Source organism: Nonomuraea wenchangensis, assembly GCF_900111685.1.
GTDB lineage: Bacteria > Actinomycetota > Actinomycetes > Streptosporangiales > Streptosporangiaceae > Nonomuraea > Nonomuraea wenchangensis.
The window spans coordinates 1-26,995 of the sequence record NZ_FOHX01000011.1 but is presented as its reverse complement, the minus strand read 5'-3'; the positions used below and the strand labels follow the sequence as shown (position 1 = coordinate 26,995).

Below are 26,995 nucleotides of genomic sequence, written 5' to 3'. Positions count from 1 at the left end.
AGACCACCTGAGCGGTCAGACCAGGGGACGGACCACCACGGTCTGGTCGCGGCCGGGGCCGACGCCGATGGCGCTGATCGGGGCGCCGCTCATCTCCTCCAGCGTCCGCACGTACGCCTGCGCGTTCGGCGGCAGGTCGGCGAAGGTCTTGGCGCCGGTGATGTCCTCCTGCCAGCCCGGGAACTCCTCGTAGATCGGCTTGGCGTGGTGGAAGTCGGTCTGCGTCATCGGGATCTCGTCGTGGCGGACGCCGTCCACCTCGTAGGCGACGCACACCGGGATGCGCTCCAGGCCGGACAGCACGTCCAGCTTGGTGAGGAAGTAGTCGGTGACGCCGTTGATCCGGGTGGCGTAGCGGGCGATGACCGCGTCGAACCAGCCGCAGCGGCGGTTGCGGCCCGTGGTCACGCCGTACTCGCCGCCGGTCGTGCGCAGCCATTCGCCCATCTCGTCGGTCAGCTCCGTCGGGAACGGGCCCGAGCCGACGCGGGTGGTGTACGCCTTGAGAATGCCGATGATCTTCGTGAGCCGGTTCGGCGGGATGCCCGCCCCCGCGCACGCGCCCCCCGAGGTGGGCGAGGACGACGTCACGAACGGGTAGGTGCCGTGGTCGATGTCGAGCAGCGTGCCCTGCCCGCCCTCCAGCAGCACGAACTTGTCCTCGTCCAGCGCCTTCGACAGCACCAGCGAGGTGTCGGCGATGTGCGGCTTGAGCCGCTCGGCGTAGCCGAGGTACTCCTCCAGCACCGCCTGCGGCTCGATGCCGCGCCGGTTGTAGACCTTGGTGAGCACCTGGTTCTTCTCGGTCAGCGCGACCTCGATCTTCTTCGCCAGGATGCCGGGGTCGAGCAGGTCCTGCACGCGCACGCCCATCCGGGCGATCTTGTCGCCGTACGCGGGCCCGATGCCGCGCCCGGTCGTCCCGATCTTGGCCTTGCCGAGGTAGCGCTCGGTGACCTTGTCCAGGGCCTTGTGGTGGGGCATGATCAGGTGGGCGTTCGCCGAGATCAGCAGCCGCTCGGCGGAGATCCCCCGCGCGGCCAGCCCGTCGATCTCGCTGAGCAGCACGCCCGGGTCGATGACCACGCCGTTGCCGATGACGGGGACGACCTCCGGCGACAGGATGCCCGTCGGCAGCAGGTGCAGCGCGTACTTCTGGTCGCCGATGACGACCGTGTGGCCCGCGTTGTTGCCCCCCTGATAGCGGACGACGTAATCGACGTCGCCACCGAGCAAGTCGGTGGCCTTGCCCTTGCCCTCATCGCCCCACTGGGCACCAACGAGAACGGCAGCCGGCATGGTTCAGTCTCCCGAGCACAAAACGAAACCCCTGGCGCAAGCGCGACAGGGGCTCTTGCGTAGAGAGACTACCCGAACGTGTCCTTTCGTCCCAAGGGGGCCGCGCGGTCCTACCCCTTCGTCAGTGCCTCGTAGCCGGTTTCCGTGCTGTCCTTGAGGAACTGCAGGCAGCGCTCGGCCTCGTCCTTCTCGCCGATCGCCTGGGCGGCCCTGGCCAGGGAGTACAGGCAGCGGAGGAAGCCGCGGTTGGGCTCGTGCTCCCAGGGGATGGGCCCGTGTCCCTTCCAGCCGTTACGGCGCAGCTGGTCGAGGCCGCGGTGGTAGCCGGTGCGCGCGAAGGCGTAGGAGGTGACCGCATGCCCCTGGGCGAAGTACTCCTCCGCCAGCGCGGCCCACGCCGCCGGGTGGGCGGGGTAGCGGGCGGCCACGTCGGAGGCCTTGGCGCCGGATTCCAGCGCTTCCCTGGCCTCGGGCAGGTCCGGCAGATGAGTCGGGGGCGGCCCGGCGAGAAGGTTATCCATAGGACAAGTCATACCCGCCGGGCCAGGCGCGTGGCTACGAGATCTTCGTCCCAGCGCTGTTGAGGTGCTGGCACGCCTCGACGACGCGGGCGGCCATGCCGGTCTCGGCGGCCTTGCCGTACGAGCGCGGGTCGTACGTCTTCTTGTTGCCGACCTCGCCGTCCACCTTGAGCACGCCGTCGTAGTTGCGGAACATGTGGTCGGCGATCGGGCGGGTGAAGGCGTATTGGGTGTCGGTGTCGATGTTCATCTTCACCACGCCGTAGGAGATGGCCTCCTGGATCTCCTCCTGCGTCGAGCCGGAGCCGCCGTGGAAGACCAGGTCGAAGGGCTTGTCCTTGCCGTACTTGGCGCCGACCGCCTCCTGGATCTCCTTCAGCACGCCCGGCCGCAGCTTGACGTGGCCCGGCTTGTAGACGCCGTGCACGTTGCCGAAGGTCGCGGCCAGCATGTAGCGGCCGCGGTCGCCGACGCCGACCGCCTCGGCGGTGGCCAGCGCGTCCTCGCTGGTCGTGTAGAGCTTCTCGTTGATCTCGCCGACGACGCCGTCCTCCTCGCCGCCGACGACCCCGATCTCCATCTCCATGATGATCCGGGCCCGCGCGCACTTGTCGAGGAGCTCCTGGGCGATCTCCAGGTTCTCCTCCAGAGGTACGGCGGAGCCGTCCCACATGTGCGACTGGAAGAGCGGGTCGAGGCCCTTGGACACCCGCTCCAGCGAGATGTCGATCAGCGGCCGCATGAAGCCGTCGAGCTTGTTCTTCGGGCAGTGGTCGGTGTGCAGGGCCACGGTGACCGGGTATTTGTCGGCGACGATGCGGGCGTACTCGGCCAGCGCGGTCGCGCCGGTGACCATGTCCTTGACCGTCGTGCCGGACAGGAACTCCGCGCCGCCGGTGGAGACCTGGACGATGCCGTCGCTCTCCGCCTCGGCGAACCCGCGCAGCGCGGCGTTCAACGTCTGCGATGAGGTCACGTTGATCGCCGGGTAGGCGAATCCGCCGGCCTTGGCCCGGTCGAGCATCTCAGCGTAGACCTCTGGAGTCGCAATAGGCATGATTCATCTCCCTGAGAAGTAACGGCTGTGCGCCAGGGCCCAGTATTCCGGCTCACTACCCGGCGTGGTAGAGACAACGCCCGTGCACGGAACACCTCACTCATGCCCGCTAAGGGTAGGCTCTGCCCGTGGACTGGCTCTTGAATCTCCTCGACCCGACGTGGTGGCTCACCATTCTCGGCACTTTCGCCACGATCGGCGTGCTGGCCATCATCTTCGCAGAGACGGGTCTGCTGCTCGGGTTCTTCCTGCCCGGAGACTCGTTGTTGGTGGCCGCGGGGATTTTCAGCTCCGCGTCCGTCGCGGCGGGCATGGGCATCGAGCCGCTCTCCTTCCCCCTCCTGGTGATCGGCACGCCGTTGTGCGCCATCGCCGGGGCCCAGCTCGGGCATTTCCTGGGGGCGCGTTTCGGGCGGAGGATGTTTGACAAACCCGATTCGCGGTTGTTCAAGAGGGAGCACGTGCTCCGGGCCGAGGAGTTCTTCGAGAAGTTCGGCCCGGCCAAGGCGGTCGTCCTGGCCAGGTTCGTGCCGATCGTCCGTACGTTCATGAATCCCGTCGCGGGCGTCCTGGAGATGCACCCCCGGCGTTTCTTCGTATGGAACGTCATCGGCGGCGTCGTCTGGGTCGAGGGCCTGCTCCTGCTCGGCCACTTCCTGGGCGGCCAGGTCGATCCGAAGCAGATCGACAAGTACATCCTGCCGGGCGTGTTCGTCATCGTTTTGATCTCGCTCATCCCGATCTTCGTCGAGGTGATCAAGAAGCGCCGTGAGGCGAAGCGGCTGCCCGCCCCCAACGGCAAGCACCACCGCGTCGGCGACCCTTTCTGAGACCTTCTGGGATTCTGAGCCGGCGAAGATCCGGAAGAGCCGCATACCACGCGCTACGCTCCCTGTGTGGGACGCCACAGGTCGGATCCGATGGGTCTCGCCCGCATGGCGCTGGCCGTTGTCGCGGCGGGTGCCCTGGTGACACTCCTGGTCATCGGCGCGCGGGCGCTGATCGGCACGCTCAGCGCGCCGTCGCAGGCCGAGCGCGAGCGCGTCTCCGCGGCGGCCACCCCCGTGGACGAGCCGGACGCGCGGGTGCCGACCGTGCGCATCGAGTGCCTGGCGGAGACGTGCCCCACCGTCACCGTACGCGTGCCCGGCGGCGACGTGCTCCAGCACCGCGAGATGAGCAGGGGCGAAGAGGTCAACTACTTCGAGGACGAGCTGGACGTCGTGGTGAGCGACGGCGGCACCGTCCGCGTCACCGAGAACGGCCTGCCCCGCCCGCAGGGAGATCCGGGCGCCAGGCAGGCGTTCACGGTGCGCGCCTCCTCCGGCTGAGCGCCGGTCAGAGGCCCAGGTCGTCCAGCGTGTACGCGGTGCGATACTCCAGCCCCTCGCCGGCGATCCGCTCGCGCGCGCCCCGGTCGACGATCGTGGCCACGGCCACCACCTCGGCCCCGGCCTCGCGCAGCGCCTCCACCGCGGTCAGCACCGATCCGCCCGTGGTCGAGGTGTCCTCCACGGCCAGCACCCGCCGCCCGGCCACGTCGGGCCCCTCGATCCGCCGCTGGAGACCGTGCTGCTTGGTGGCCTTGCGCACCACGAACGAGTCGAGCGCGCGCCCGCGCGCCGCCGCCGCGTGCAGCATGGCGGCCGCCACCGGATCGGCCCCGAGGGTGAGGCCGCCCACGGCGTCGTAGCCGAGGTCGTCGGTCAGGTCGAGCATCACCTTGCCGACGAGGGGCGCGGCCACGCCGTCGAGCGTGATCCGCCGCAGGTCGAGATACCAGTCGGCCTCCATGCCCGAGGAGAGCGTGACCTTGCCGTGCACGACGGCCTTCTTCTTGATCTCGGCCAGCAGATTGTCGCGGTCTGTCATGCCTCCAAGCTTAGGGTCCTGATCAGGCCGGACCTCGCCGGTACGGCCTCGCGGTCAAAGCCGGTCCCGCGGTTTAGCCACGACGGGGACTGCGGAATGTATGCGCGAGGCAACGCCACGTAATCGCGAGGTCACCATGAGTGTCGAACCGCCGCGCAGCGACGCGGATCTCCTGCGCGCGTCCGCACAGGGCGACGCCGCCGCCTACGGGCAGCTCTACCGGCGCCACTCCGCCGCGGCCAGGGCGCTGGCCCGCCAGCTCGTCCGCGGCACGGAGGCCGAGGACGTCGTCGCCGAGGCGTTCACCAAGATCCTCGATCTCGTGGGCCGGGGCGGCGGCCCCGAGTGGGGCTTCCGCACCTACCTGCTGACCGTCGTACGCCGCACCGTCCACGACCGCTCCCGCGTCGAGAGCCGCGGGCTCACCGCCGGCGAGTTCGAGGACTACGACCCGGGCCTGCCCTTCGTCGAACCCGCGCTCGTCGGGCTGGAGAAGTCGCTCATCGCCCGCGCCTACCTGTCGCTGCCCGAGCGGTGGCGGGCCGTGCTCTGGCACGTCGAGGTCGAACGGTGCCGGCCCGCCGCGGTCGCGCCCCTGCTCGGCCTGTCGGCCAACGGCGTGGCCGCCCTGGCCTACCGGGCGCGGGAGGGGCTGCGGCAGGCGTACCTCCAGGCGCATCTCGGCTCGCAGCCGCGGCGCGAGTGCCGGCCGGTGCTCGGCAGGATGGGCGCGTACGTGCGGGGCGGGCTGGCGCGGCGCGACTCCCGGCTGATCGACGAGCACGTCGGCCGGTGCGAGGAGTGCAACGGTGTGCTGCTGGAGCTGGCCGACGTCAACCGCGGGCTGCGGGTGATGGTGGGGCCGCTGATCGTCGGCCCGGTCTTCGGCGGCTACGCCGCGGCGCTGGCCAAGGGCACGGGCGGGGCGGCGGGGCTGCTGCGGGTCCTCGCCGTGCTCCGCCGGGCGACGCGACGGCGGCGGGCCACGCTGGGCGGTGGGCTCGCGGTCGCGGCCGCCATGACCACCGCGATCCTCCTGATCTCCGCCGACCAACCGACCGGCCGCCTCGTCGCGGCCTCACCGGAGATCCCGCCTTCGTCCGCCCCCGCCCCGCCTCCTCCGTCCCCGCCGCAGCCAGGCGCACGTCCCGCTCCGGCGCCGTCCCCGCTGTGGCCGGGGGCGGGTCCCGTGCTGGTGCCGTCCCCTCTGTGGCCGGGGCCGCGTTCCCCGTTGGCGCCGTCCATGGGCACGGCTGCCGGGCCTGCGGGCACCTCGCCCGGTCAGGCCCGGCTGCGGGCCGCCATCGATCCTCTCGGCGCGCTCGTCCGCGCCCAGCCCGGCATCGTCGGCATCCGGCTGCGCAACGACGGCGACGCGCCCAGCGGCGAGCTGGCCGCGCTGGTCGATCTGCCGAAGGGCGTCACGCTCGTCCCCACGGCCCGCCTCCACCAGGCCGCCGCGCTCCACGGCCCGGCCGGCACGGCCGACGGCTGGGCCTGCCGCCCTTCCGGCGGCGGCGCCCGGTGCGAGCGGGCGCCGCTGCCGCCCGGCCAGGGCACGGCGGTGTTCCTGCGCGTACGGGTCGACGAGAAGGCACCCGAGGGCGCCGGGCCCGCGCTGCGGGTCGAGGCCGGGGGAGTGCGGGTGCGGGCGCAGGCCGAGGACGGTGTGCGGGCGAGCGGCGCGCCCGCCAGGTTCGCCACCGAGGGCAAGGTCACCGTACGCGCGGTCGGCAACGCCCTGCTGACCTGTCCCGAGGAGCGCGTGGGCTGTGCGGAGGCCCGGTCGCGGCAGGGCGACCAGCGGGACAACGACCTGTGGCCGATGGCGCCGCTCGACCGCGACGACGACCCGGCGACCCGCTCCTCCAGCGCCGCCCGGCTCGTCCTGCCGAAGGGCGGGCGGGTGGTGTGGGCCGGGCTCTACTGGTCGGCGAGCGGCGACCGGGCCGGCCCGATCAGGGTGCGGCCTCCGGGGCGGCGGTCGTACGTCACCGTCCATCCCTCGAACGCGGCCGTCCGCGAGCTGCCCAACGGGCCGGCCTACCAGGCGTTCGCCGACGTGAGCATGCTGGCGGCCGAGGCGCGCAGGAGCGGCCTGTGGTGGGCGGCCGACGCGCCCGCCGTGGAGGGGACGGCGGGGTACGCCGGATGGAGCCTGGTGCTGGTCGTCACCGATCCGCGCGAGCCGTACAGCCAGGCCGTCGTGCTCGACAGCGCCACCGTCGTCGGCGGGCCGCGGCGGCGGGTACGCCTGCCGATCGGCGGGCTCACCCCCGCCGCGGCTCCCGCGCGGGCCGAGCTGGTCACCTGGGAGGGCGACGCCGGCCTCACGGGCGACCGCGTCTCCCTCGGCAGCGGCGCCCTCACCCCGGCGGGCGGCGACCGCGACCGGGCCAACGTCTTCGACGGCTCCGCCACCGGGGCGGCGGAGATGACGTTCGGCGTCGACGTCGACACGGTGGGCGCGGAGCTGGGGGCCGATCCCGGGCTGACGATCGCCACCGACAAGGACGTGGTCCTGTTCGGGGCGGTGGCGCTGAGCGTGCGAGCGCGCTCGTGACCGCGAAAGGGACAAACTGGTACGGTTCGCCTAGGCGGTCCGGTGCATCGACGGCCGAGGGGCGAATCGTCGGGATTAACCCTCGGACGATCACCAGCTTTCATTACCCTGAGAGAGGGCCGCCGAGTCCGGTCTCTGACGGTGCAGAGCCAGCAAGGTCGGACCACCAAGAAAGGGGCGGTGTCAGTGGATCGCTGCGCGCTGTTCGTGGACGCCGGCTATCTGCTGGCAGACGGAGCGATGGCCGTGCACGGCACACGCCATCGCGAAGCGGTCGCCTGGGACTACCCGGGGCTGCTCCAGCTCATGACCGGCCTGTCGCGCGAGCGCACCGGGCTGCCGCTGCTGCGCTGCTACTGGTACGAAGCCACGGTCGAGGGCCGGCGCACGCCGGAGCACGACGCGCTGGCCGACATACCCGGGCTCAAGCTCAGGCTGTCGCGCATCAGGCCCGGCCGGCGCGAGGGCGTGGACGCCCAGGTCCACCGCGACCTCATGACGCTCGCCCGCAACAACGCCATCTGCGACGCCGTCGTCGTCAGCGGCGACGAGGACCTCACGCAGGTCGTCTGCGACGCGCAGGACCTCGGCATGCGGGTCACGGTCATCCACGTCGCCGCCGAGGGCGGCTGGGCCGTGTCCCGTTCGCTGCGGCAGGAGTGCGACGACCTGGTCGAGCTGGGGGCGGTGCACCTGCGGCCCTACGTCGCGATGGTCTCCGGCGTCAGCGAGTCGTCCAACGGGCACCACCATCACCAGGCCCAGCCGATCACCAACGGCCAGGGCACCCACGCGCTGCCACCCGCGCAGCCGCCCCCGTCGTCCCTGCCCTCTTCCTCGATGCCGTCTTCCTCGCTGCCGTCTTCCTCGTCGCTGCCTTCTTCGTCGGTGCCGCTGGCCGCGCCGCAGCCGTCCGGGAGCCACGCGGCCGGGTCGTCGGGCTCGACCGGGCAGCACTCCGCGAACGGTTCGGCCCACTCCGGGCGCGGGCAGTCGTCCTCGTCCACGCCGCCCGTGCTGCCGACCTACACCAACTACCAGATCGAGCAGCCGCCGTCCCCCGCGCCGGTCACCGGGCCCATCCCGGTCCAGCCGTCCGCGCAGCCGCCGGCGCAGGCCCAGCCTCCCTCGGCGTCGCCCAGCACGGGGCAGTTCGCCGCGCAGTCCGGGAGCGGGGGCTACCAGCCGTCGCAGCTCGGCAGCTATTCAGGGCCGCACGCCGCGCCCGTCGTCCCCGCGGCGGCCACGGCCGGCGCCACCACGCTGTCCGACGCGGTCAAGGCCGCCCACCGCGAGGGGCACGACTTCGGCGAGTCTGTCGCCAGGGACGCGCCCGCGCTGTGGCTGGAGGCCGTGCTCGCCCGCAAGCCCCGGATGCCGTCCGACCTGGAGGCCCGGCTGCTGCAGGGGTCGTCGCTGCCGATCGACTTCCTGCTCCACGACGAGGTGCGCCACGCCCTGCGCAGGGGGTTCTGGGACGCGCTGGAGCGCGCCCGGAGCTAGCCGCTCTCCTGCGCGCGGGCGAGGGCGAGGCCGAGGCCGAGCCGCTAGGAACGGGCGTCAGGACAGGGCGTCGAACCCGGCGCGCAGGTGCGTGACCCGATCCGTGAGGTCGGACAGCGGAGCGGCGAGCGCCTGGTCCTGCGACTTGCGGACCAGCTCCCGCATCCGGGCCAGCTCGTCCTCGACCGCCGTCAGCCGCCGCGACAGCTCGGGCAGCACCGACGCGTGGTCGCCTGCCCCGGGCGGCAGCTCGCCGGTGAGCCGCTCGCGCAGCAGGGACGCCTGCTCGGCCAGCCGCTTGTTCATGTTGTAGAGCTCGGCGAACACCGACACCTTGGCCCGCAGCACCCACGGGTCGAACGGTTTGGTGAGATAGTCCACCGCGCCCGCCGCGTAGCCGCGGAAGGCGTAGTCGGGAGCGCTGTCCACCACGGTCAGGAAGATGATCGGGATGTTCCTGGTCCGCTCGCGCCGCTTGATGTGCGCGGCCGTCTCGAACCCGTCCATGCCCGGCATCCGCACATCAAGCAGGATGAGCGCGAACTCGGTGTTGAGCAGCGCCTTGAGCGCCTCCTCGCCCGACCGGGCGCGCACCGGCACCAGGTCGAGCGAGCTGAGGATGGCCTCCAGCGCGATCAGATTCTCCTCGCGGTCGTCGACCAGCAGGATCTTGGCACGATCGGGCACGATCACGCCCCTTCGGCGGGTGAGTCGGATGCGGCGCCCTTGCCGCGGCTGAGCCAGCCCCGCAGGCGTTCGAGCAGCCGGTCGACGTCGACCGGCTTGGGCACGTAGTCGGAGGCGCCCGAGGCGATGCTCTTCTCGCGGTCGCCGCGCATGACCTTCGCCGTGAGCGCGATGATCGGCAGGTCGGCGAACTGCGGCATGCGCCGGATGGCCGAGGTGGTGGCCCAGCCGTCCATCTCCGGCATCATGATGTCCATCAGCACGAGCGCGACGTCCTCGTTCCGTTCGAGCTGCTCGATCCCCTCCCGGCCGTTCTCAGCGTAGACGACCGTGGAGCCGTGCCGTTCCAGGACGCTGGTCAGCGCGAAGACGTTGCGGATGTCGTCGTCCACGATGAGGATCTTGGCGCCGTTGAGCGGGTCGTCGCCCTGCCACTGCGACGGGGTCTCGACCGGCGGCTCGACCAGCTCCGGCATGGGCAGGTCGAGCGGCAGCGGCGGCTCGGGGACGACGTGCGCGGCCGGCTCGTCGGAGGGCGGGCTCATGAGCTGCCGCCGCGCCACGCCGCCGTCGGTGGCGGCGAGCGGCCCGGTGTAGGAAGCGGGCAGGTAGAGCGTGAACGTGCTGCCCTTGCCCAGCTCGCTGTCCACGTGGATCTCGCCGCCCAGCAGCCGGGCGATGTCGCGGCAGATCGCGAGGCCGAGGCCGGTGCCGCCGTACTTGCGGCTGGTGGTGCCGTCGGCCTGGCGGAACGCCTCGAAGATGACGTCGCGCTTGTCGGGCGCGATGCCGATGCCGGTGTCGATCACCTGGAACGCCAGCAGGTCGCGGGCGTCGTGCAGGGTGTCGTCGTCGAAGTCGACGCCGGGAGGCGCCATCGACACGCGCAGCTTGACCTCGCCGCGCGGGGTGAACTTGACCGCGTTGGACAGCAGGTTGCGCAGCACCTGCTGCAGTCGCTGCTCGTCGGCGCGCAGCTCGTGCGGCACGTCCTGCTCGATGTCGACGGTGAACGCGAGCCCCTTGTCCTGGGCCAGCGGCGCGAACGCCGCCTCCAGCAGGTCGACCATCTTCGGCAGCGCCACCTGGATCGGGTGGATGTCCATCCGGCCCGCCTCGACCTTGGACAGGTCCAGCATGTCGTTGATGAGCTGGAGCAGCGCCGAGCCGGCGCTGTGGATGGTCCGGGCGAACTCGACCTGCTGCGAGGTGAGGTTGCCCTCGGCGTTCTCGGTGAGCAGCTTGGCCAGCACCAGCAGGCTGTTGAGCGGCGTGCGCAGCTCGTGCGACATGTTCGCGAGGAACTCGGACTTGTAGCGCGAGGAGACCGCGAGCTGCTCGGCGCGCTCCTCCAGGGTGCGGCGGGCCTGCTCGATCTGGAAGTTCTGGATCTCGATGGCGCGGTTCTGCTTGGCCAGCAGCGCCGCCTTGTCCTCCAGCTCGGCGTTGGACCTGCGCAGCTCCTCCTGCTGGCGTTGCAGCTCGTCGGAGCGTTCCTGGAGCTCGCGGGTGAGCCGCTGCGACTCGGTCAGCAGGTCCTCGGTGCGGGAGTTGGCGATGATGGTGTTCATGGTGACGCCGATGGTCTCGACGAGCTGGTGCAGGAAGTCGAGGTGCACCTCGCCGAACGGCGTGAACGAGGCCAGCTCCAGCACGCCGAGCACGCGGTTCTCGAACAGGATCGGCAGCACCACGATCTGCGCGGGCGTCGACTGACTGAGCCCGCTGTCGATCGTGATGAACTGCGGCGGCACGTCGTCGAGCACGATGTGCCGGCCCTCGGCCGCGGCCTGCCCGACGATGCCTTCGCCGATCGCGAACCGCTGCCGCGGCGCCTTGTCGGGCCGCACGCCGTAGCCGCCGATCAGCACCAGCTCGTGGTCGCCCTCGGGGTCGATGCCGTAGAAGGCGCCGTAGCGGGCCGAGACGAGCGGCGTCAGCTCGCTCATGGTCAGCTTGGCCACCTCGAACAGGTCGCGGTGGCCCTGCATGAGCCGGGAGATGCGGGCCAGGTTGGACTTGAGCCAGTCCTGCTCCTGGTTGGCCTGGGTGGTCTCGCGGAGGTTGGCCACCATCGAGTTGATGTTGTCCTTCAGCTCCGCCAGCTCGCCCTGCGCCTCGACGGCGATCGACCGGGTGAGGTCGCCGCGGGCGACGGCGCTGGTGACGGTGGCGATGGCGCGCACCTGGGTGGTGAGGTTGCCGGCCAGCTCGTTGACGCTCTCGGTGAGCCGCTTCCAGGTGCCCTCGACGCCCTCGACCCGGGCCTGGCCGCCGAGCTGCCCTTCCGAGCCCACCTCGCGGGCCACGCGGGTGACCTCGGAGGCGAAGGAGGAGAGCTGGTCGACCATGCGGTTGATGGTGGTCTTCAGGGCCAGGATCTCGCCCTGGGCGTCCACGTCGATCTTGCGGGTGAGGTCGCCGTTGGCGACCGCGGTGGTCACCTCGGCGATGTTGCGCACCTGGTAGGTCAGGTTGTTGGCCATGAAGTTGACGTTGTCGGTGAGGTCCTTCCAGACGCCCGACACGCCCTGCACCCGGGCCTGGCCGCCCAGCTGGCCCTCGGTGCCGACCTCGCGGGCCACGCGGGTCACCTCGGAGGCGAACGACGAGAGCTGGTCCACCATCGTGTTGAGGGTGTCCTTGAGCTGCAGCATCTCGCCCTGGGCATCGACGGTGATCTTCTTCGACAGGTTGCCCTGCGCCACGGCGGACGAGACCGCGGCGATCTGGCGTACCTGCGAGGTGAGGTTGTTGGCCATCGAGTTGACGTTGTCCGTCAGGTCCTTCCAGACGCCGGACACGCCGCGCACCTGGGCCTGGCCGCCGAGCTGGCCCTCGGTGCCGACCTCGCGGGCCACGCGGGTGACCTCGGAGGCGAAGGAGGAGAGCTGGTCGACCATCGTGTTCATGGTGGACTTGAGCTCCAGGATCTCGCCCTGGGCGTCCACGTCGATCTTGCGGGTGAGGTCGCCGTTGGCGACCGCGGTGGTGACCTGCGCGATGTTGCGCACCTGGTAGGTCAGGTTGTTGGCCATCGAGTTGACGTTGTCGGTGAGGTCCTTCCAGACGCCCGACACGCCCTTGACCTCGGCGCGCCCGCCGAGCTTGCCCTCGGTGCCGACCTCGCGGGCCACGCGGGTCACCTCGTCGGCGAACGACGAGAGCTGGTCCACCATCGTGTTGAGGGTGTCCTTGAGCTGGAGGATCTCGCCCTGCGCGTCGACGGTGATCTTCTTCGACAGGTTGCCCTGGGCCACGGCCGTCGCCACGGTCGCGATGCTGCGCACCTGCGAGGTGAGATTGTTGGCCATGAAGTTGACGTTGTCGGTGAGGTCCTTCCAGACGCCCGACACGCCGGTGACCTGGGCCTGGCCGCCGAGCTGGCCCTCCGTGCCGACCTCACGGGCGACGCGGGTGACCTCCTCGGCGAAGCCGGAGAGCTGGTCGACCATCGTGTTGACGGTGTTCTTCAGCTCGAACATCTCGCCCACGGCGTCGACCGTCACCTTGCGGCTCAGGTCGCCCTTGGCGACCGCGGTGGTGACCACGGCGATGTCGCGCACCTGGGCCGCGACGCGCGAGGACATCGTGTTGACGGCCTCGGTGAGGTCGCGCCAGCTTCCCGACATGCCGCGCAGGTTGGCGCTGCCGCCCAGCCGCCCCTCGGTGCCGGCCTCGCGGGCGACCCTGGTCACCTCGGAGTTGAACAGCGCGAGCTGGTCGACCATGCCGTTGATGGCCTTGCCCAGGCGGCGCACCTCGCCGCGGGCCGAGCGGTCGAGGTCGATGCGCCGCGACAGGTCGCCCTTGGCCACCGCGTCGATGACGTCGGCGGCGCCGCTGACCGGGCTGACCAGGGCGTCGATCAGCATGTTGACCGACTCGACGCTCTCGGCCCAGGCGCCCACACCGGGGCCGGGCGTCAGCCGCTCGCTGAAGCGGCCTTCCTTGACCACTTCTTTACGTACGCGGACCAGCTCGTTGGCGAGATGCTCGCGACGGTCGGCCACCTCGTTGAGCAGCAGCCGCACCTCGCTCAGGATGCCCGGGGGTGCGTGGGGGACCCGCCGCCGGAAATCGCCGTCACGCCACGAGAAGAGAGTCTCCAGGATGGGAACGAGATCGGACTCGGTGTAAGTCCTCTCCTCCGGGGTCGGCGCGGCCTTGGCCGTGGTCATGGGGCCTCCTTCACTCGCATCGGGCCTCGCGAGTGATTCAAGTCTGTCACGTTGAGTAGCTCGTAGTCCTGCCCTTGGATTTACCCCAAGCCAGTGCGATGTGTGGTAGGCACGTTGGGATGACTGATTCTCCCCATGCGGTGCTGGCTGCGACGTTCGCGCCGGGCGAGACCGCTGTGACGGCCGCGATGAGGTTCACGCGCGAGGTGATGACCGCGTGGGCCGCCGGTGGCGTGCTCCACACCGCCGAACAGGTCGCGGGAGATTTGGCAGAGCAAGTCGCTGACGAGCCCTTTGAAGTCATTTGGCAGCATTTTGGGGATGCGGTGCGGGTCGAGTTCCGGCAGCGCATGGTTTCCCAGGGTGATCCGAAGGCTCCTTCCGCGAACGTAGAGGAGTGGGGAGTCACCTTCAGGGGCGATTCCCGTGTCCATTGGGCAAGGCTCACGCTACCCGGCTCTGTGGACCGCGTGGCCGCCGAGCGGGTGGAGGAGAGCTCACGCGGGCCCCACTGGCTGGGGTTCCTGGCCGACGCGAGCGACCTGCTCGCCGGCACCCTCGACCCCGACATGGTGCCCGCCATCATCGCCCAGATCGTGGTGCCGCGCCTGTCGAGCTGGTGCGCGGTCTACACCTCCGACGGCGACTCCGGGCCGCTGCGGCTGGTCTACCTGTGGCACGCCGACGAGGCCAGGATCGACGGGCTGCGCGAGCAGCTCGACGGCATGGACGTCAGTGCCGCCGACGACCGGGTCACCTCGCTCATCCACCTGCCCGACTCCCAGGTGCTGGCGGTGCCGCTCACGGCGCGCGGCCGGGGCCTCGGCCTGATGTGCCTCGGCCGGCCCGACCGCTTCCCCGACGAGGTCATCCAGTTCGCCGACGACATCGCCAGGCGCGCCGCGCTCGCGATGGACAACGCCCGGCTGTACGCCCAGCAGGCCGCCGCCAACCGCGCGCTCCAGCGCAGCCTGCTGCCGCCCAACGAGCCCGAGGTGCCGGGGCTCGACTACGGCGTCATCTACGAGCCCGCCGGTGAGGCCAACGAGGTCGGCGGCGACTTCTACGACCTGTTCAAGGCGGGCGACGACTCCTGGCGCTTCGCCATCGGCGACGTCTGCGGCACCGGGCCGGAGGCGGCCGCCGTGACCGGCCTGGCCCGGCACACGCTGCGGCTGCTGGCACGCGAGGGCTACGGCATCGCCGCCGTGCTCGGGCGGCTCAACCAGGCGATCCTGGAGGAAGGGGACCGGGCGCGCTTCCTGACGCTGCTGCACGGCGACATCACGCCGGTGGCGAGCGGGCTGGAGGTACGGCTGGTCTCGGCCGGACACCCCGAGGCGCTGCGGCTGCGCGCCAACGGCAAGGTCGAGGCGGTGACCACGCCGCAGTCGCTGCTCGGCGTCTTCCACGAGGTCCTCTTCGAGGCCGACACCGTCCACCTCGAACACGGCGACGTGCTGCTCGCCGTCACCGACGGCGTCACCGAGCGGCGCAACGGCGGGCGGCTGCTCGACGACAACGGCGGCCTGGCCAGGATGCTGGCCGAGTGCGCGGGGCTGTCGGCGCGGGCGGTGGCCGAGCGCATCCGGCGCGGGGTGGCCGACTTCGCCACCGAGCCCAGCGCGGACGACCTCGCCATCGTCGTCCTGCGCGCCCGCTGACCTCGCTCTTTCTTGATGTCCGGCGCCGGGCCCGCCCTCCGCGCCGGCGGGCGCGCCGGTCGGGGCAGGACCGAACGGCAGCGGGGGCCGGGGAGGGCGTGGCCGGGCGAGCGGGGCCCGTACGTCCCGGGGACCCGGTCGTGACGGCGCTCCGCGCGAGCCTGCCAGCGCGGACGGCCGACGATCAAGACACCGGAACCGCCAACTCTTTACGACATGTCATATGTCAGCGCGTTTTCACATGTTTCCTGGCGAAGTCGAGTTGCAACGCGATCTGCGCGATCTGCTCGGAGACCACCAGCGAGCCCTGGATGGCGTCATAGGTGTAGAGCTCGTGCTCGCGCCCGTGCTCGGCGAGCTTGGCCACGTACTTCTCGATCTGGCGGAACGGGCAGCGCGTGTCGTTCTCGCCGGCGAGGATCAGCAGCGGCGCGCTCACCCGGTCCACGTACGTGATGGGGGAGCTGGCGGCGTACCGTTCGGGCCGCTCGTCGGGCGAGCCGCCGAACAGCGCCCGGTGGTAGGCGCGCAGGCTCTCGGCCTCGTCCTCGTACGACGTCTGGTGGCAGGCGATCGGGGCCGCCGCGATGCCGGCCGCCCACAGGTCGGGCTGGGTGCCGAGGCCGAGCAGCGTGAGGTAGCCGCCCCAGGCCCCGCCGGCCAGCACGAGCCTGGCGGGGTCGGCGATGCCGCGTTCGACGACGCGCTGCCGTACGGCCGCCACGTCGGCCAGCTCGATGTGGCCGACGTCGCCGTGGAGCGCGTCGCGCCAGGCCGTGCCGTAGCCGGTCGAGCCGCGGTAGTTGACCCGTACCACGGCGAAGCCCGCGTCCACCCAGGCCGCGACCGTGGGGGAGAAGGAGTCGCGGTCGTGCATGGCCGGACCATGGTGCAGCAGGAAGACGGTGGGGTAGGGGGCGAGCCCGTGCTCCGGCTTGGAGATCAGCGCGTGGATGCGCCCGCCCTCGCCCTCCACGTCGAGGTCCTCGACCGGCACGCTGGGCGGCGCGGCAGGACCGCCGGAGTTGACCACGACCTGCCCGTTGGTGGAGCGGATGACCGGCGGCCTGGATCCGCTGGACCAGGAGTACTCGACCTGGCCGCCGGGCCGGGGCGCGGCCTCGTCGATGACGCCGTGCGGGGTCTCGATCGAGGTCAGGGTGCCGCCGCCGAGGTCGTAGCGGTGCAGGTGGCTGCGGGCCCGGTCGTCGCGCAGGATGAGCAGGGCGCGGCCGTCGTCGTACCAGTCGGCGTCGAGGTCGCCGGAGTCCTTCAGCCAGATCTCGCGCTGCTCGCCGGTCACCGGGTCCCAGACCAGCGGCTCGTTGCGGTGGCGGCGCTCGTGCAGGGCGAGCAGCCGGCGGTCGCCGGGGACGGGGGCGAACCCGAGGCCGGTCACGCCCTTGCCAGGGCCGTCGTGCAGCTCGCCGACGACGCCCCCGTCGGGGCGGACGACGCGCAGCGCCGGGTGGCGGAAGTCGCCGTACTCGCCGTGGTTGATCGCGATGAGGGAGCCGTCGAGCGACATGGCGGCCACCCAGGCGGCCTCGGTGTGCTCGTACAGCTGGCGGAACGGCTCGCCGGCGCGGCCCAGATGGATGTGGAAGGTGCCCTCGCTGGCCCAGCTGATCGCGGCCACGCCGGTCATGGACAGCGCGATGCCGCCGGGCTGGCCGGGCGGCAGGCCCGGCGCGACCTCCTGGTCGGGGCCGCCGGTGAACGGCTGGCGCCACCACACGCCGAACTCGTCGCCCTCGGTGTCGGCGAACCAGTAGATCCACTGGCCGGTGGGGTCGAGTGCCGCGTACGCCGTGCCCTTGGGCCGGTCGGTGACCTGCCGGACGGCGCCGGTGACGCGGTCCCAGGCGTAGACCTCCCACTTGCCGGTGGCGTTGGAGCGGTAGATGGAGCGGTGCGGGGCCTGGCGAGCCCAGGACGGCAGCGTCATGCGCGAGGCCCGGAACCTGGCCTGCCAGCGTTCCTCCGCCTTCATGCGGCGCGCCCCCTCCCGTTGATGTCCCGTGCCAACGGGCCCGGGATGCCGTCCAGTATTGCGTCTGTGTGGGAGAAATACTTGGGGAATGTGGGGGAATTTCGGACTAAATGCCCCATCAGTAACACCAGTCGCACACGTCAGTCAAGGAGCAGGTCTTGAACGCGGTGCGGGCTCGAAGATAGACAGTTGAAACGCCGCGCGGGTCACCACTTTCTCCCCGCTATGGGAGAGAAATGCCGCGATACGGGCGTCGAGCTCGGCCGGATCGGTGTGCCACGCACTCGGGCCCATGCCGACCACCTGGGCGATCTCGCCGGCGTCCAGCTCCATGTCGAACGCGACGGTGCGCCGCCCGGCCAGCGCGAAGCCCTCCATGCCGCGCGCGACCCGGCGCTCCTTCTCCTCGTCGACGGAGAGCAGCCCCAGCTCGCCCACCAGCGGGCTCAGATGCTCGGCGGCCGGCGTGACGACCACCGCGACCCCGCCCGGCCGCAGGATCCGCCCGAACTCCGGGCCGTTCCTGGGCGCGAAGACGTCGATCACCACGTCCGCCACCTCGTCCCTGATGGGCAGCGGCCTCCAGACGTCGGCCACGAACGCGCCCGCCCTCGGATGCACCCGCGCCGCCCGGCGTACTGCGTGTTTCGATACATCGAACGCCATCCCGATGCCATCGTTCACGGCATTGAGCGCGGCTGCCAGGTAGTGCCCGGTGCCCGCGCCCGCGTCGACGATCACCGGCGCGGACCTGCCTTCCGCGCGACGACCCTCGGCGCTGTCCCGGCCGGACTCGGGGCCTTCTGCCTGCCCCAGGCCGCGACCGGCCTCCATTACCGCCCCACGGTACGCCCTCAACGGGCTGCCGTCATTGGTTTCGGTAATCGGCTCACGTTCTGCGCCCACGTTCGCCCGTACGGCCTCGGCCACGGCCGCCGCCAGCGGCGCGTAATGCCCGGCGTCGAGGAAGGCCGCGCGGGCGGCGACCATCTCCGCACTGTCAGCCGTCCCGGGCGCGCGGGAGCCGACGAGCAGGCTGACGTACCCCTGCCGGGCGACGTCGAACACATGGCCGTTCGCGCACCGCAGCGCCCGCCCATCCAGCCACAGGTCGGCGCGGCAGACCGGGCACATGAGGAATTCGACGATGTCAGCCAGCATGCGGCCCATTCTCGTGCACCCGCCTCGCCCGCCCTTCAACGCCATAGGCCAAGGCGCGAGAAGAGCTCCTATGCGGGAGGAGACGGATAGGTGCCCCGGCCCGACACCGTGAACACCAGCCCTTGGTCGCGGAGCAATGCCAGAGCGCGCCGAACGGTGCCCTTGGCCACCTCGTAGTGCTGCGCGAGCTGTGTCTCGGACGGCAGCGGCACGTCCTGCTGGAAGTCCCCGGCCCGGACCCGCGCGGCCAGGTCGTCGGCGATCGTCTGGAACCTCCACCCAGCCCTGGCCTGCCGCGACGCGCTCTCCGGCCCAACATAAGAGCCATCGCCCCTGATCGTGTATATGACGCCCGCCTCGCGCAGTTCACGGATCGCATGCCGGGCGGTGATGCGCGCGACCCCGAACTCGCTTATGAGGTCGGCCTCGGACGGCACGAGCGCGCCCGGCTGAAGCTCGCCGTTGCCGATCCGCTTCTGCAGGAGGTTCGCGAGCTGGCGATAGAGCGGTACGGGGCCTCGAGGGTTGAGCGCAGCCGCATCCTAGATATCCCGGTACGGCTCTTAGAACAAGTCATGTACCAGGCATATGTCGAACCAGCCGAATGCCGTTCTCGTCGCTGATGACGAGTCAGGGCGATGGGTTTGTCGGCACTAAGTGGCGACGCAAGAAGACCGGTACGCCGTCGTCTACTTCGTCGGCTTGGTGTCGTGGCGTTCGGTGACGAACAGCCCGCGACCGGGCGCGGTGATCAGAAGGCCCTCGTTCTTGAGCACGTCGAGCGCCTTCTTCACGGTGTTCCGGGACAGTCCGGACTCCTGCTCCAGCTCCATCTGAGACGGCACCTTGCGGCCCGGCGGAATCTCGCCTGCTTCGATGCGGGCGCGAAGGGCGTCCGCAAGTTGGAGGTAGGGGGCACGCAGCCCATCAGGATCGATTCTCACGACGGGAAGGCTAGGCGGCCAGGATTCTCCTAGGATAGGCAGGCCAGGCCCTGGCCAGCCATGGCCAACCTGCGTTACAGTGCCTTATCTCACGTTCGCTGAAGTTATGGCCCACGCCAGCGGGACAGCGCTGGAGCCGGGCCCTTGACCAGATGGCGGAGGCCCGACCCATGACACGCCCAGCCACAGACCTGCGATTCGAACCACTGGCGGCCGAGGTCCGGGTCCTGCTTGAGCAGTGCGGATACCGGCTGCCCCCAGGCGATCATGCCCGCGATCTTGTGCTGGTCCGCGTCGAGGTTGCGCTCAAGAACCTTGTGGAGATCTTCGAGGGAAGGACGTGGTGACGGCGTGGTTAGGGAGATGCGTGACTTCCACGGGCCGCATGCCGCGTCGCCTCTGCCGGGCCATGTGGTGCTGGCCTGGCAGGAACCGGCCCGCCGGGCGGCGCGTGTCCGTGTGGTCTCGTGGACGTGTGGATGTCGGCCGATCACGTACGAGCTGTGCGCCGCCGCGGGGCAGGGCTTCGTCCGCCGTACTGACCGGGACCAGCGGACCGTCCACGAAACAGCGTGGACGTTGATCGCGACAGCCGGACGCACCTTCGAGCAGATCCTGCGCGGTGAGGCCCGATGAGCCCGGCCTGGCAGGCGCAGGCGAGGACCGAGATCCGGCCGGATCTGGGCGACCGGCGTTCCCGCGTCGCGCTAGCCCTGCGGCGGACCGCCCGGCTGGCATTTGAACATCTCGGCGAACCGCCGCTGAGCGATTTTCATCAACTGAATGAGGTCGTGGTCCTGATCCCGGGAGGGATTGCGCTTGACAGTGATGGCGATGAGAGAGTTTTCGGATCCGCAACGGAACAAGGTTTCCGCCGTTCGGTAAGGATTGAGCCGAATGTCGAAATCGGCGATCAATCCTTCACCGAGTTCCTTCGGAAGTTCGGTCGGATTGCTCTTCTGCGCCCATTCGAGGTATTGCGTTATGGTCCTCCGGGAGCCCGAGACCTCGTAACTCGTGATGAAGAGACTCTGCTCTTCGTTCGAGATGACGCAGCTGTCCCCGATGGCGCTGCGCTTGTCGTCGCCAGCCTTGTAGCGACCGGCGTAGCCCGTCAGGTCGGCGACTGCTGCCTGCGGGATGAAGTAACAGAGGTAAGGGGGGCGGTCGGCAACGGAACTCTGTACGGGCAGGGGATCAGGGGTCGCAGGAGTCGTGGGCTTGTCCGGCGTGCACCCGGCGATCATCGTGACAGCGGCGGTCGCGCAGAGCCACCCTGCGAACCTACTTATCTTTGGTTGCAGCCTTGAGGTTGTCATGAATTTCCTTGGCCCCTACAGTGGCACTCTGTTGTGCTTCCTTGAAATCGCCGGGCACCGTGGTGTTCTCGGCTATCCAGCGCATGAAGCTGTCGTATTCGCCTCGGCTCATGTCGCGCGGATTCTTCAACTTCGGCGGGTCGCCCACCACGAAATCCTGCTTATCGAGGCCGGTGCCCCTATAGGATTCATGAGCCACAGCGGACGATGCGAGCATCTGTTTCACCAGTTCCTGGGCGGCTATGTCATTCGAGGCGGCGTCGCCGAAGGCCTTGATCGCCTTTCCGCCCGTGTGGCCACTCTCCTTCAAAAGCCAGTCCCCGGCCTTCGTGTAACCGTCCTTCACGAAGTTCTCGTATATGCTGCCGGCTGCTGCGAGCCCTGCCTTCCCCACCTGACCGGCGAAGGGAACGGGAACGAGGCCGATCCCCTCTTGGACCAGTTTCCGCAACTCCTCGTCCGCCGCGTCCGCCTCCTTGCCCCGGCCGACGAGAGCCATCCGGCGCGCCTCCACCAGGTGCCCCAGCGCTGTGGAGTTGAGTGCGATCGTGTTGTTCAGCAGTTTTTCGTTGCCGGTGGCCAGCCCTTGATCGATCTTGCCTCGCATGTCCGCGATCTCCCCGAGGAGCAGGGCTTGGTAGCCCCGGTCATCAGCGGTCACATCGAGCATGACAAGATCGAGGTCGGTCGGGCTGAAGTAAGCCGTGTGCTTCCCATTGACCTTTCCTATGAGCTCGTTGTCATCCGCCCGCGGTTGATTCCTGAAATAGGAGAACACGACGTCGTCGGTGTGCTCGGCGAGGATGCGGCCCAGGTTGTCGCGGATGCCCGAGAGCCAATCCAGTTCCGAGGGGTTGTCGATCTCGACCTCCCCGGCGTCGTTGAACGACACGTGTGGCTTCACCTCGTCGGCGAGGATCTGTGTGGCCCTGACCGCCAGTCGTTTGGAGTCGGCGTCGGCGCCCTTCATGGCGGCCTCCATGGCCTCGCCCAGCGACTCGCCGTGATCGCCCATCGCCCACTGCGGGCGCCGGTCGCTCATCAGGTACTTCAGCAGGTCCCTGTCGTCGAGCAGGGCCTGGGCGCGTTCACGGGACGTGCTCGCGACGGTCAGGAGCGCGGCGAGCGGGTCGGCGGCGCCAATGGTGTCGGAGTCCTGGAAGGGGTGCGTGTCGGTGGGGGCGGGCAGGTTGTAGACGTCCGTGTCCTTCGGCAGGAACCGGGTGCGGTGCTGTTTCAGGTAGTCGCGGTCCCAGCGGATCATGTCCTGGCCGATGGTGGTCATGAACCACTCGCTGTACGCCTGCTTCGGCGCCGCCGCGAGGATCTGGCCGAGCGACCAGTAGCCGGGGTTCGTGAGGCCGCCCATGTTCGGAGCGGGGAGCTCCGTGCGTCCTTGCCGCTTCAGCTCCGCCAGGAACTTGCGGCCGAGATGCGCGTCCTTGGTCGCATCGGTGGCCGTGGCCAGTGCCTTGCTCAGCATGGACAGGACGTCGCGGTTCTGTCGCCGGACGGTCGCCGCCGAATCGTCGTCGGCGTCGAGGGCCTTGCGCACTCGCGTCCCCATGGCGGCGGGGACCGCGAGCAGACCTCGGGGGCCGAGTTGTTCGAGGAGGGCGGTGGCGAACTGTGGGTCGGACAGTCGTTGCTTGAAGGCGGCGAGCTGTCCCAGCGCGCCGGTGTCACCGCGGGCGGCGGCCGTGAACAGCGGGGCCGCGCGCGCCGCCTCGGCGCGCACCGTGGCCGGGATGAGCCTGGCCTCGTCGATCCGGGTCATCCCGGCCGGGACGACCGCGCCGGGCAGCGGGTTGCCGAAGACGTCCACGTCGACCTTCTCGGCCTCGTACGCCAGGTCGCGCCGCCGGTAGAGGTCGGGGGCCTGGTCGGTCAGCCATTGCCCGATGCGGCCGATCGCCGCCACTCCGGGGTGCGTGAGCTCGACCTCGTTCAGGATCGCCCGGAGCTGTGCCGCGCATTCGGTCAGGCTTTTTCCCGCATTCTGCACGCCGGAGCCGAGCTGGTGCATTTCTCCGGCATGGATGGAGGAAAAAGTCATTCGTCCCTCGGCCCCATCACGGTCTGGTGGGAGATCGTCTCGTGGAGGTGGTCGATGACCCCGCGCAGCCCCCGCCACAGCTCCGCGCGCTGGTGCGCCAGGTCGCCGGCGAACCTGTCAGCGGTCGGGCCCGTCCACGTCCGGCCGCTCGACAGCTGCAGCAGCGGCCGGTCCAGGGAATGCCAGTGCTGGTCCGACAACTCCTGCGCGCGGCGCAGCGCGTTCATCAACTCGGTACGAGTAGCCATGCTGACCTCCCACCGCAGTTGTACGCGAAGCGCGCCCGGCCAGTCTCGAATACATTCCGATTTATTCTGCGCTCAGGCGGCGGCGGCCGTCTCCAGCAGGAAGGCGGCATTGGAAGAGGTGGCGCGCAGCTTGCCGATGAGCATCCGCGCGGCCTGCTGCCGGTCCAGGCCGGACAGGGAGCGGCGCAGCGCCCAGACGATCTGGCGCTCCTGGGGGTGCAGCAGGATCTCCTCGCGCCTGGTGCCGGAGGCGTCGAGGTCCACGGCGGGGAACAGCCGCTGCTCGGCCAGCTCGCGGGTGAGGTGCAGCTCCATGTTGCCGGTGCCCTTGAACTCCTCGTACAGGCTGTTGTCCATGCGGGAGCCGGTGTCGACGAGCGCGGTGGCGAGGATGGTGAGTGAGCCGCCGCCCTCGACGTTGCGGGCGGCGCCGAAGAAGCGCTTGGGCGGGTGGAGCGCGGCGGCGTCGAGGCCGCCGGTGAGCACCTTGCCGCCGCCGGGGGCGAGGTTGTTGTAGGCCCGGCCGAGCCGGGTCAGGGAGTCGAGCAGCACGACGACGTCGCGGCCGTCCTCGACGAGCCGTTTGGCCCGCTCGACGGCCAGCTCGGCGACGGCGGCGTGGTCGCGGTCGGGGTGGTCGAAGGTCGAGGCGAAGATCTCGCCGGGGATGCCGGCGCGCATCTCGGTGACCTCCTCGGGCCGCTCGCCCACCAGCACCACCAGCAGGTGGGCCTCGGGGTGGTTGCGGGCTATCCCGGTGGCCAGCGCCTGCAGGACCATCGTCTTGCCGGCCTTGGGCGGGGCGACGATGAGGCCGCGCTGGCCTTTGCCGATGGGCGCGAACAGGTCGATGACGCGGGTGCTGAGCGACTCGGTCTCGACGCGCAGCCGCTCGTCCGGATGGACGGGCACGAGCTCGGCGAACGCCGGCCGCTCCCGCCAGTGCGACGAGCCGTTGACCGACTCGACGCTCACGAGCCTGCCGCCCGTGTACGACGCCACGACGTGGTCGCCGGGACGCAGGCCGAACTGCTTGATCTTCTCGGGGGGCACGCGGACGTCCCCCGCTCCGGGAAGGTGCCCGGCCCTGATGAACGCGTTCTTGTCGCGTACGTCGAGCAGGCCGTTCACCCGCCGGTCGGCGGAGTCCGCACGCTGTTGCGGAATGGTGTGCACAGACATGGTGAACCTCTTGGGAAGGTGCCGGGCCCACAGGTGTGGCCGGCGGATGATGAGGAAGCAGCCGGGCCTTCCGGAGAGAGCCGGGGCGAGGCTGTGATGAAGATCGGCGGAGCATCAGCTCAACGCTTGGTGGGAACATACCACACGATCTGACCCATGAAACGTCTAGCCCTCTCGGACTATTCCCGGGCGGTTGTCGGCGTTTCCCCCGCGAATCCGCGGCCTCGCGCGTGACAATTCTCTGAGGCGCAGAACCCCCAGCGCAGCGGCTTCACGATGTCAAGTGACATGCAGGGCCCCTGCAACTTCGCCGGGGTTTCCTAGACGCAGACAGAAAGAACTCCTTGGGGGAGCACCATCATGAAGACCGTCAACCACTGCCCGCGGTGCCACCACGAGCTCGACGAGGGCCCGATCATGTACCGCTGCGCCAGCTGCTGCCGCGCCGTCTACGCGGCCGACCTCGAGAACGAGTACGTCGCCCCGCTCCAGCCGGTGGCCGCCTGACCTGATCGGAGCCGGTCGCGCGCCAGGGCCTAGTCTGGGCCCCGTGCCGCATCAGCCGATCATCGTCTCCGGCGTCGAGGTGACGCCTCTCTGCGACGCCGTGGGTCCCATGGGGGCGGCGATCCGCCGCCCGCTGCCCGAGATGTTCCCCGGTTCGGGGCTCCCGGACGAGCCCTGGGTCCTGCACTTCCACTGCTACCTGCTGCGTTCCGCGACGGGCCGCCTGACGCTGGTCGACACCGGCATCGGCGGCCACGGCTCCCTGGCGGCGAGCTGGGCGCCGGTCCCCGGGACGCTGCTCGGCGAGCTGGCCGCGGCCGGCGTCGCGCCCGCCGACGTCGAGACCGTCGTCCTCACCCACCTGCACAGCGATCACGCGAGCGGCGTGGTGACCGACGACGGCCGCCCGGCCTTCGAGAACGCCCGTCTCGTGCTCCAGCGCGCCGAGCTCGATGCCGCCACGGACGGCACGCTCGACCGGCTGATCGCTCCCGTCAAGGCGCAGCTCCAGGTCGTCGAGGGCGACGTCGAGGTCGCGCCCGGCGTGCACGTGCACCTGACCGCCGGCCACACGCCCGGCCACCAGATCGTCCGGGCCGGCGACCTCGCGATGACCGGCGACCTCGTGCTCCACCCGGTCCAGCTCGACGACCCCGGCGTGCACTACTGCTACGACGACGACCGGGAGGCCGCCGCCCGCGTCCGCGCCGAGGTGCTGGAGCGGCTGCGGGCCGAGCGGGCCGTGCTCGCCACCTCCCACTTCAGCGAGCCGTTCGTACGTCTATGAGCACGCTGACCTGTCACGATGCCTGGCATGAAGATTCGCATCGTGGCCGGCGTCGTGCTCGGTCTCACCCTGGCGGCCCCCACGCAGGCCGTGGCCGCCGCCCCGCAGCCGCTGACGGGCTCCGCCGTGTACGGCGGCGACCGGCTCGACCGCTACCAGGACGGCGCGTGGCACACCCTCGCGAGGACCGGCACGCTGCCCCAGGTCGCCGCCTCGCCCGACGGCAGGAAGGCCGCCTGGGTGACGGACGGCGGCCGGCTCCAGGTCCGTGAGGGCGGCAGGACCGTCACCCTGGCGAGCGGCCTCCAGGGCGGCACCCCCTGCCTGACCCCCGTGTGGTCACCCGACTCCACCCGCGTCGCCTACGCGGGCAGTGGCGACGCCGTCATGTCCGTCAAGGCCGACGCGAGCACCCCGCCGCGTACGCTCGGCCGCTCCAAGGGCGTCTGCCACCTCGCCTGGTCGGCGAACGGCCGCTATCTCGCCGGCTACACCGGCGAGGCCGATGCCGTCTACCGGCTCGACGTCAGGACCGGCAAGGCCGTCCGGGCCAAGGGCGTCAAGCAGGTCACGCACGTGCAGAGCCTGTCGCCGGACGGCCGCCGCGCCGTCGTGGAGTTCCCGGCCGACCCCGACGCGCTGGGCGACGGGAGCTGGCCGGCCGCGTTCAAGCCGGTCGTGCTCGACCTCGTGACGGGCCGGCGGCAGACGCCGAAGGTGAAGGGCCGGCTCATCGGCGCCTCCTACCTGGCCGACGGCCGCCTGGTGGTGCGGGTGGCGGGATCGCCGGGCAACACGCTGGTCGTGCTGGACGCCGCCGGGGCGGAGCTGCAGCGGCTCGCCGAGCCGGCGCGGGCGAGGAGCCGGGCGCTGCTCCAGGTTCTGCCATAGTGCGGTGGTGGACGATTTCTGGGTCACGGTCAACCGGGCGGTCTGCGGGGCGGCGGCGTACATCACGGACGAGCGCGGCCGGGTCCTGCTGGTGGATCCCAACTACCGCGAGCACTGGGGCTTTCCCGGCGGCATCATCGACGCCGGGGAGCACCCCGCGCAGGCGTGCGCGAGGGAGGTCGCCGAGGAGGTCGGGCTGACCGTCGAGGTCGGCCCGCTGCTGACCGTGGCCTGGATCGACGGGGCGCGCAACGTGCCCTTCCCGATGGTCAACTTCATGTTCGACTGCGGCGGGATAAGCTCCGACACGCCGATCACGCTGCAGGCCGAGGAGCTCGACGACTACGGGTTCTTCACCGTCGAGGAGGCCGGGCGGCTGCTCGCCGGCCACGCCTACGCGCGGCTGGTGGCCGCCGCGGCCGCCCGGGTCTCCGGCACGATCACCTATCTGGCCCCCGGCCAGGGCCTAGGAGCCTTCTGATGATGTTGCTGGTCAGACTTCCGATCATGTAGGCCGAGGTTCAGGCTGGGCAGCATGATGGGGCATCGTCCCGCACGGC

At 70.5% G+C, this 26,995-nt stretch carries 23 protein-coding genes and 1 pseudogene; 9 read left to right on the top strand and 15 right to left on the bottom strand.

The features are described 5' to 3' along the window. Positions 1-15 precede the first annotated feature (15 nt). From BMW85_RS29460 to fbaA, 3 genes are all read right to left on the bottom strand, one after another. Positions 16-1,299 (bottom strand): adenylosuccinate synthase, encoded by a 1,284-nt coding sequence (locus tag BMW85_RS29460; RefSeq protein ID WP_091087845.1) that lies wholly within the window; start codon positions 1,297-1,299, stop codon positions 16-18. 110 nt (positions 1,300-1,409) lie between these two features. Then, on the bottom strand, positions 1,410-1,820 hold the full coding sequence (locus tag BMW85_RS29455) for a DUF3151 domain-containing protein (protein ID WP_020542493.1): 411 nt from the start codon (positions 1,818-1,820) through the stop codon (positions 1,410-1,412). Positions 1,821-1,854: 34 nt separating this feature from the next. Further along, positions 1,855-2,877: a class II fructose-bisphosphate aldolase gene (gene fbaA, locus BMW85_RS29450; protein WP_091087843.1), complete on the bottom strand. Its 1,023-nt coding sequence runs from the start codon at positions 2,875-2,877 to the stop codon at positions 1,855-1,857. 128 nt (positions 2,878-3,005) lie between these two features. Between fbaA and BMW85_RS29445 the strand changes: the two genes are divergently transcribed. Both BMW85_RS29445 and BMW85_RS29440 read left to right on the top strand, forming a co-directional pair. Further along, positions 3,006-3,707 carry a DedA family protein gene (locus BMW85_RS29445; RefSeq protein WP_245775137.1) on the top strand — a complete coding sequence of 234 codons (702 nt, stop codon included), beginning with the start codon at positions 3,006-3,008 and terminating at the stop codon, positions 3,705-3,707. Between the two features lie 66 nt (positions 3,708-3,773). Next, positions 3,774-4,208, top strand: coding sequence for a hypothetical protein (locus BMW85_RS29440; protein ID WP_143082433.1), 435 nt, complete (start codon positions 3,774-3,776; stop codon positions 4,206-4,208). A 7-nt stretch (positions 4,209-4,215) separates the two neighbouring features. Here BMW85_RS29440 and pyrE read toward each other — a convergent pair whose 3' ends face one another. Then, positions 4,216-4,749, bottom strand: coding sequence for an orotate phosphoribosyltransferase (gene pyrE / locus BMW85_RS29435; protein ID WP_091087836.1), 534 nt, complete (start codon positions 4,747-4,749; stop codon positions 4,216-4,218). A 136-nt stretch (positions 4,750-4,885) separates the two neighbouring features. Between pyrE and BMW85_RS29430 the strand changes: the two genes are divergently transcribed. Continuing rightward, positions 4,886-7,312: a sigma-70 family RNA polymerase sigma factor gene (locus BMW85_RS29430; protein WP_177240942.1), complete on the top strand. Its 2,427-nt coding sequence runs from the start codon at positions 4,886-4,888 to the stop codon at positions 7,310-7,312. 186 nt (positions 7,313-7,498) lie between these two features. After that, the gene (locus BMW85_RS29425; protein WP_091087831.1) at positions 7,499-8,815 is read left to right on the top strand and encodes an NYN domain-containing protein; all 1,317 of its coding nucleotides are present in this window, start codon (positions 7,499-7,501) and stop codon (positions 8,813-8,815) included. Between the two features lie 57 nt (positions 8,816-8,872). Here the strand turns inward: BMW85_RS29425 and BMW85_RS29420 are convergent, their stop codons facing one another. Together BMW85_RS29420 and BMW85_RS29415 are read right to left on the bottom strand one after the other, a co-directional pair. Further along, positions 8,873-9,502, bottom strand: coding sequence for a response regulator (locus tag BMW85_RS29420; RefSeq protein ID WP_091088376.1), 630 nt, complete (start codon positions 9,500-9,502; stop codon positions 8,873-8,875). 2 nt (positions 9,503-9,504) lie between these two features. Continuing rightward, positions 9,505-13,683, bottom strand: a complete 4,179-nt coding sequence (locus BMW85_RS29415; RefSeq protein WP_091087829.1) for a hybrid sensor histidine kinase/response regulator — start codon at positions 13,681-13,683, stop codon at positions 9,505-9,507. Positions 13,684-14,144: 461 nt separating this feature from the next. Here BMW85_RS29415 and BMW85_RS29410 point away from each other — a divergent pair, with 461 nt between their 5' ends. Continuing rightward, positions 14,145-15,347, top strand: coding sequence for a PP2C family protein-serine/threonine phosphatase (locus BMW85_RS29410; RefSeq protein WP_245775136.1), 1,203 nt, complete (start codon positions 14,145-14,147; stop codon positions 15,345-15,347). Positions 15,348-15,573: 226 nt separating this feature from the next. Here the strand turns inward: BMW85_RS29410 and BMW85_RS29405 are convergent, their stop codons facing one another. The 9 genes and pseudogenes from BMW85_RS29405 to rho form a co-directional block, all read right to left on the bottom strand. After that, positions 15,574-17,340 carry a S9 family peptidase gene (locus tag BMW85_RS29405; protein WP_091087824.1) on the bottom strand — a complete coding sequence of 589 codons (1,767 nt, stop codon included), beginning with the start codon at positions 17,338-17,340 and terminating at the stop codon, positions 15,574-15,576. A gap of 144 nt (positions 17,341-17,484) precedes the next feature. Beyond that, complete coding sequence (locus tag BMW85_RS29400) at positions 17,485-18,501, bottom strand: putative RNA methyltransferase (RefSeq protein ID WP_177240941.1); 1,017 nt, start codon at positions 18,499-18,501, stop codon at positions 17,485-17,487. Between the two features lie 68 nt (positions 18,502-18,569). Continuing rightward, a complete protein-coding gene (locus BMW85_RS52085) occupies positions 18,570-18,764 on the bottom strand; it encodes a winged helix-turn-helix domain-containing protein (RefSeq protein ID WP_281249618.1) in 195 nt (64 codons plus the stop codon). A gap of 63 nt (positions 18,765-18,827) precedes the next feature. After that, positions 18,828-18,995 (bottom strand): annotated as a pseudogene (locus tag BMW85_RS52080) (GntR family transcriptional regulator); the annotation flags it as partial. Positions 18,996-19,190: 195 nt separating this feature from the next. After that, positions 19,191-19,445 carry a GntR family transcriptional regulator gene (locus BMW85_RS29390; protein WP_091087818.1) on the bottom strand — a complete coding sequence of 85 codons (255 nt, stop codon included), beginning with the start codon at positions 19,443-19,445 and terminating at the stop codon, positions 19,191-19,193. 707 nt (positions 19,446-20,152) lie between these two features. After that, positions 20,153-20,692, bottom strand: coding sequence for a hypothetical protein (locus tag BMW85_RS29375; RefSeq protein ID WP_091087811.1), 540 nt, complete (start codon positions 20,690-20,692; stop codon positions 20,153-20,155). Between the two features lie 37 nt (positions 20,693-20,729). Then, a complete protein-coding gene (locus BMW85_RS29370; RefSeq protein ID WP_143082432.1) occupies positions 20,730-22,820 on the bottom strand; it encodes a hypothetical protein in 2,091 nt (696 codons plus the stop codon). Continuing rightward, positions 22,817-23,068 (bottom strand): hypothetical protein, encoded by a 252-nt coding sequence (locus BMW85_RS29365; RefSeq protein WP_091087807.1) that lies wholly within the window; start codon positions 23,066-23,068, stop codon positions 22,817-22,819. The genes BMW85_RS29370 and BMW85_RS29365 overlap by 4 nt, the downstream gene beginning before the upstream one ends. A 72-nt stretch (positions 23,069-23,140) precedes the next feature. Next, on the bottom strand, positions 23,141-24,244 hold the full coding sequence (rho, locus tag BMW85_RS29360) for a transcription termination factor Rho (protein ID WP_091087804.1): 1,104 nt from the start codon (positions 24,242-24,244) through the stop codon (positions 23,141-23,143). A 366-nt stretch (positions 24,245-24,610) separates the two neighbouring features. Between rho and BMW85_RS49810 the strand changes: the two genes are divergently transcribed. The 4 genes from BMW85_RS49810 to BMW85_RS29345 are packed head-to-tail and all read left to right on the top strand — an operon-like array spanning position 24,611 to position 26,916. After that, positions 24,611-24,757, top strand: coding sequence for a hypothetical protein (locus tag BMW85_RS49810; protein WP_020542511.1), 147 nt, complete (start codon positions 24,611-24,613; stop codon positions 24,755-24,757). 43 nt (positions 24,758-24,800) lie between these two features. Next, positions 24,801-25,544 (top strand): MBL fold metallo-hydrolase, encoded by a 744-nt coding sequence (locus BMW85_RS29355; protein WP_245775135.1) that lies wholly within the window; start codon positions 24,801-24,803, stop codon positions 25,542-25,544. Positions 25,545-25,571: 27 nt separating this feature from the next. Further along, on the top strand, positions 25,572-26,435 hold the full coding sequence (locus tag BMW85_RS29350) for a WD40 repeat domain-containing protein (protein WP_091087802.1): 864 nt from the start codon (positions 25,572-25,574) through the stop codon (positions 26,433-26,435). Between the two features lie 7 nt (positions 26,436-26,442). Next, the gene (locus BMW85_RS29345; RefSeq protein ID WP_177240940.1) at positions 26,443-26,916 is read left to right on the top strand and encodes an NUDIX domain-containing protein; all 474 of its coding nucleotides are present in this window, start codon (positions 26,443-26,445) and stop codon (positions 26,914-26,916) included. The last annotated feature ends 79 nt before the right edge of the window (positions 26,917-26,995 follow it).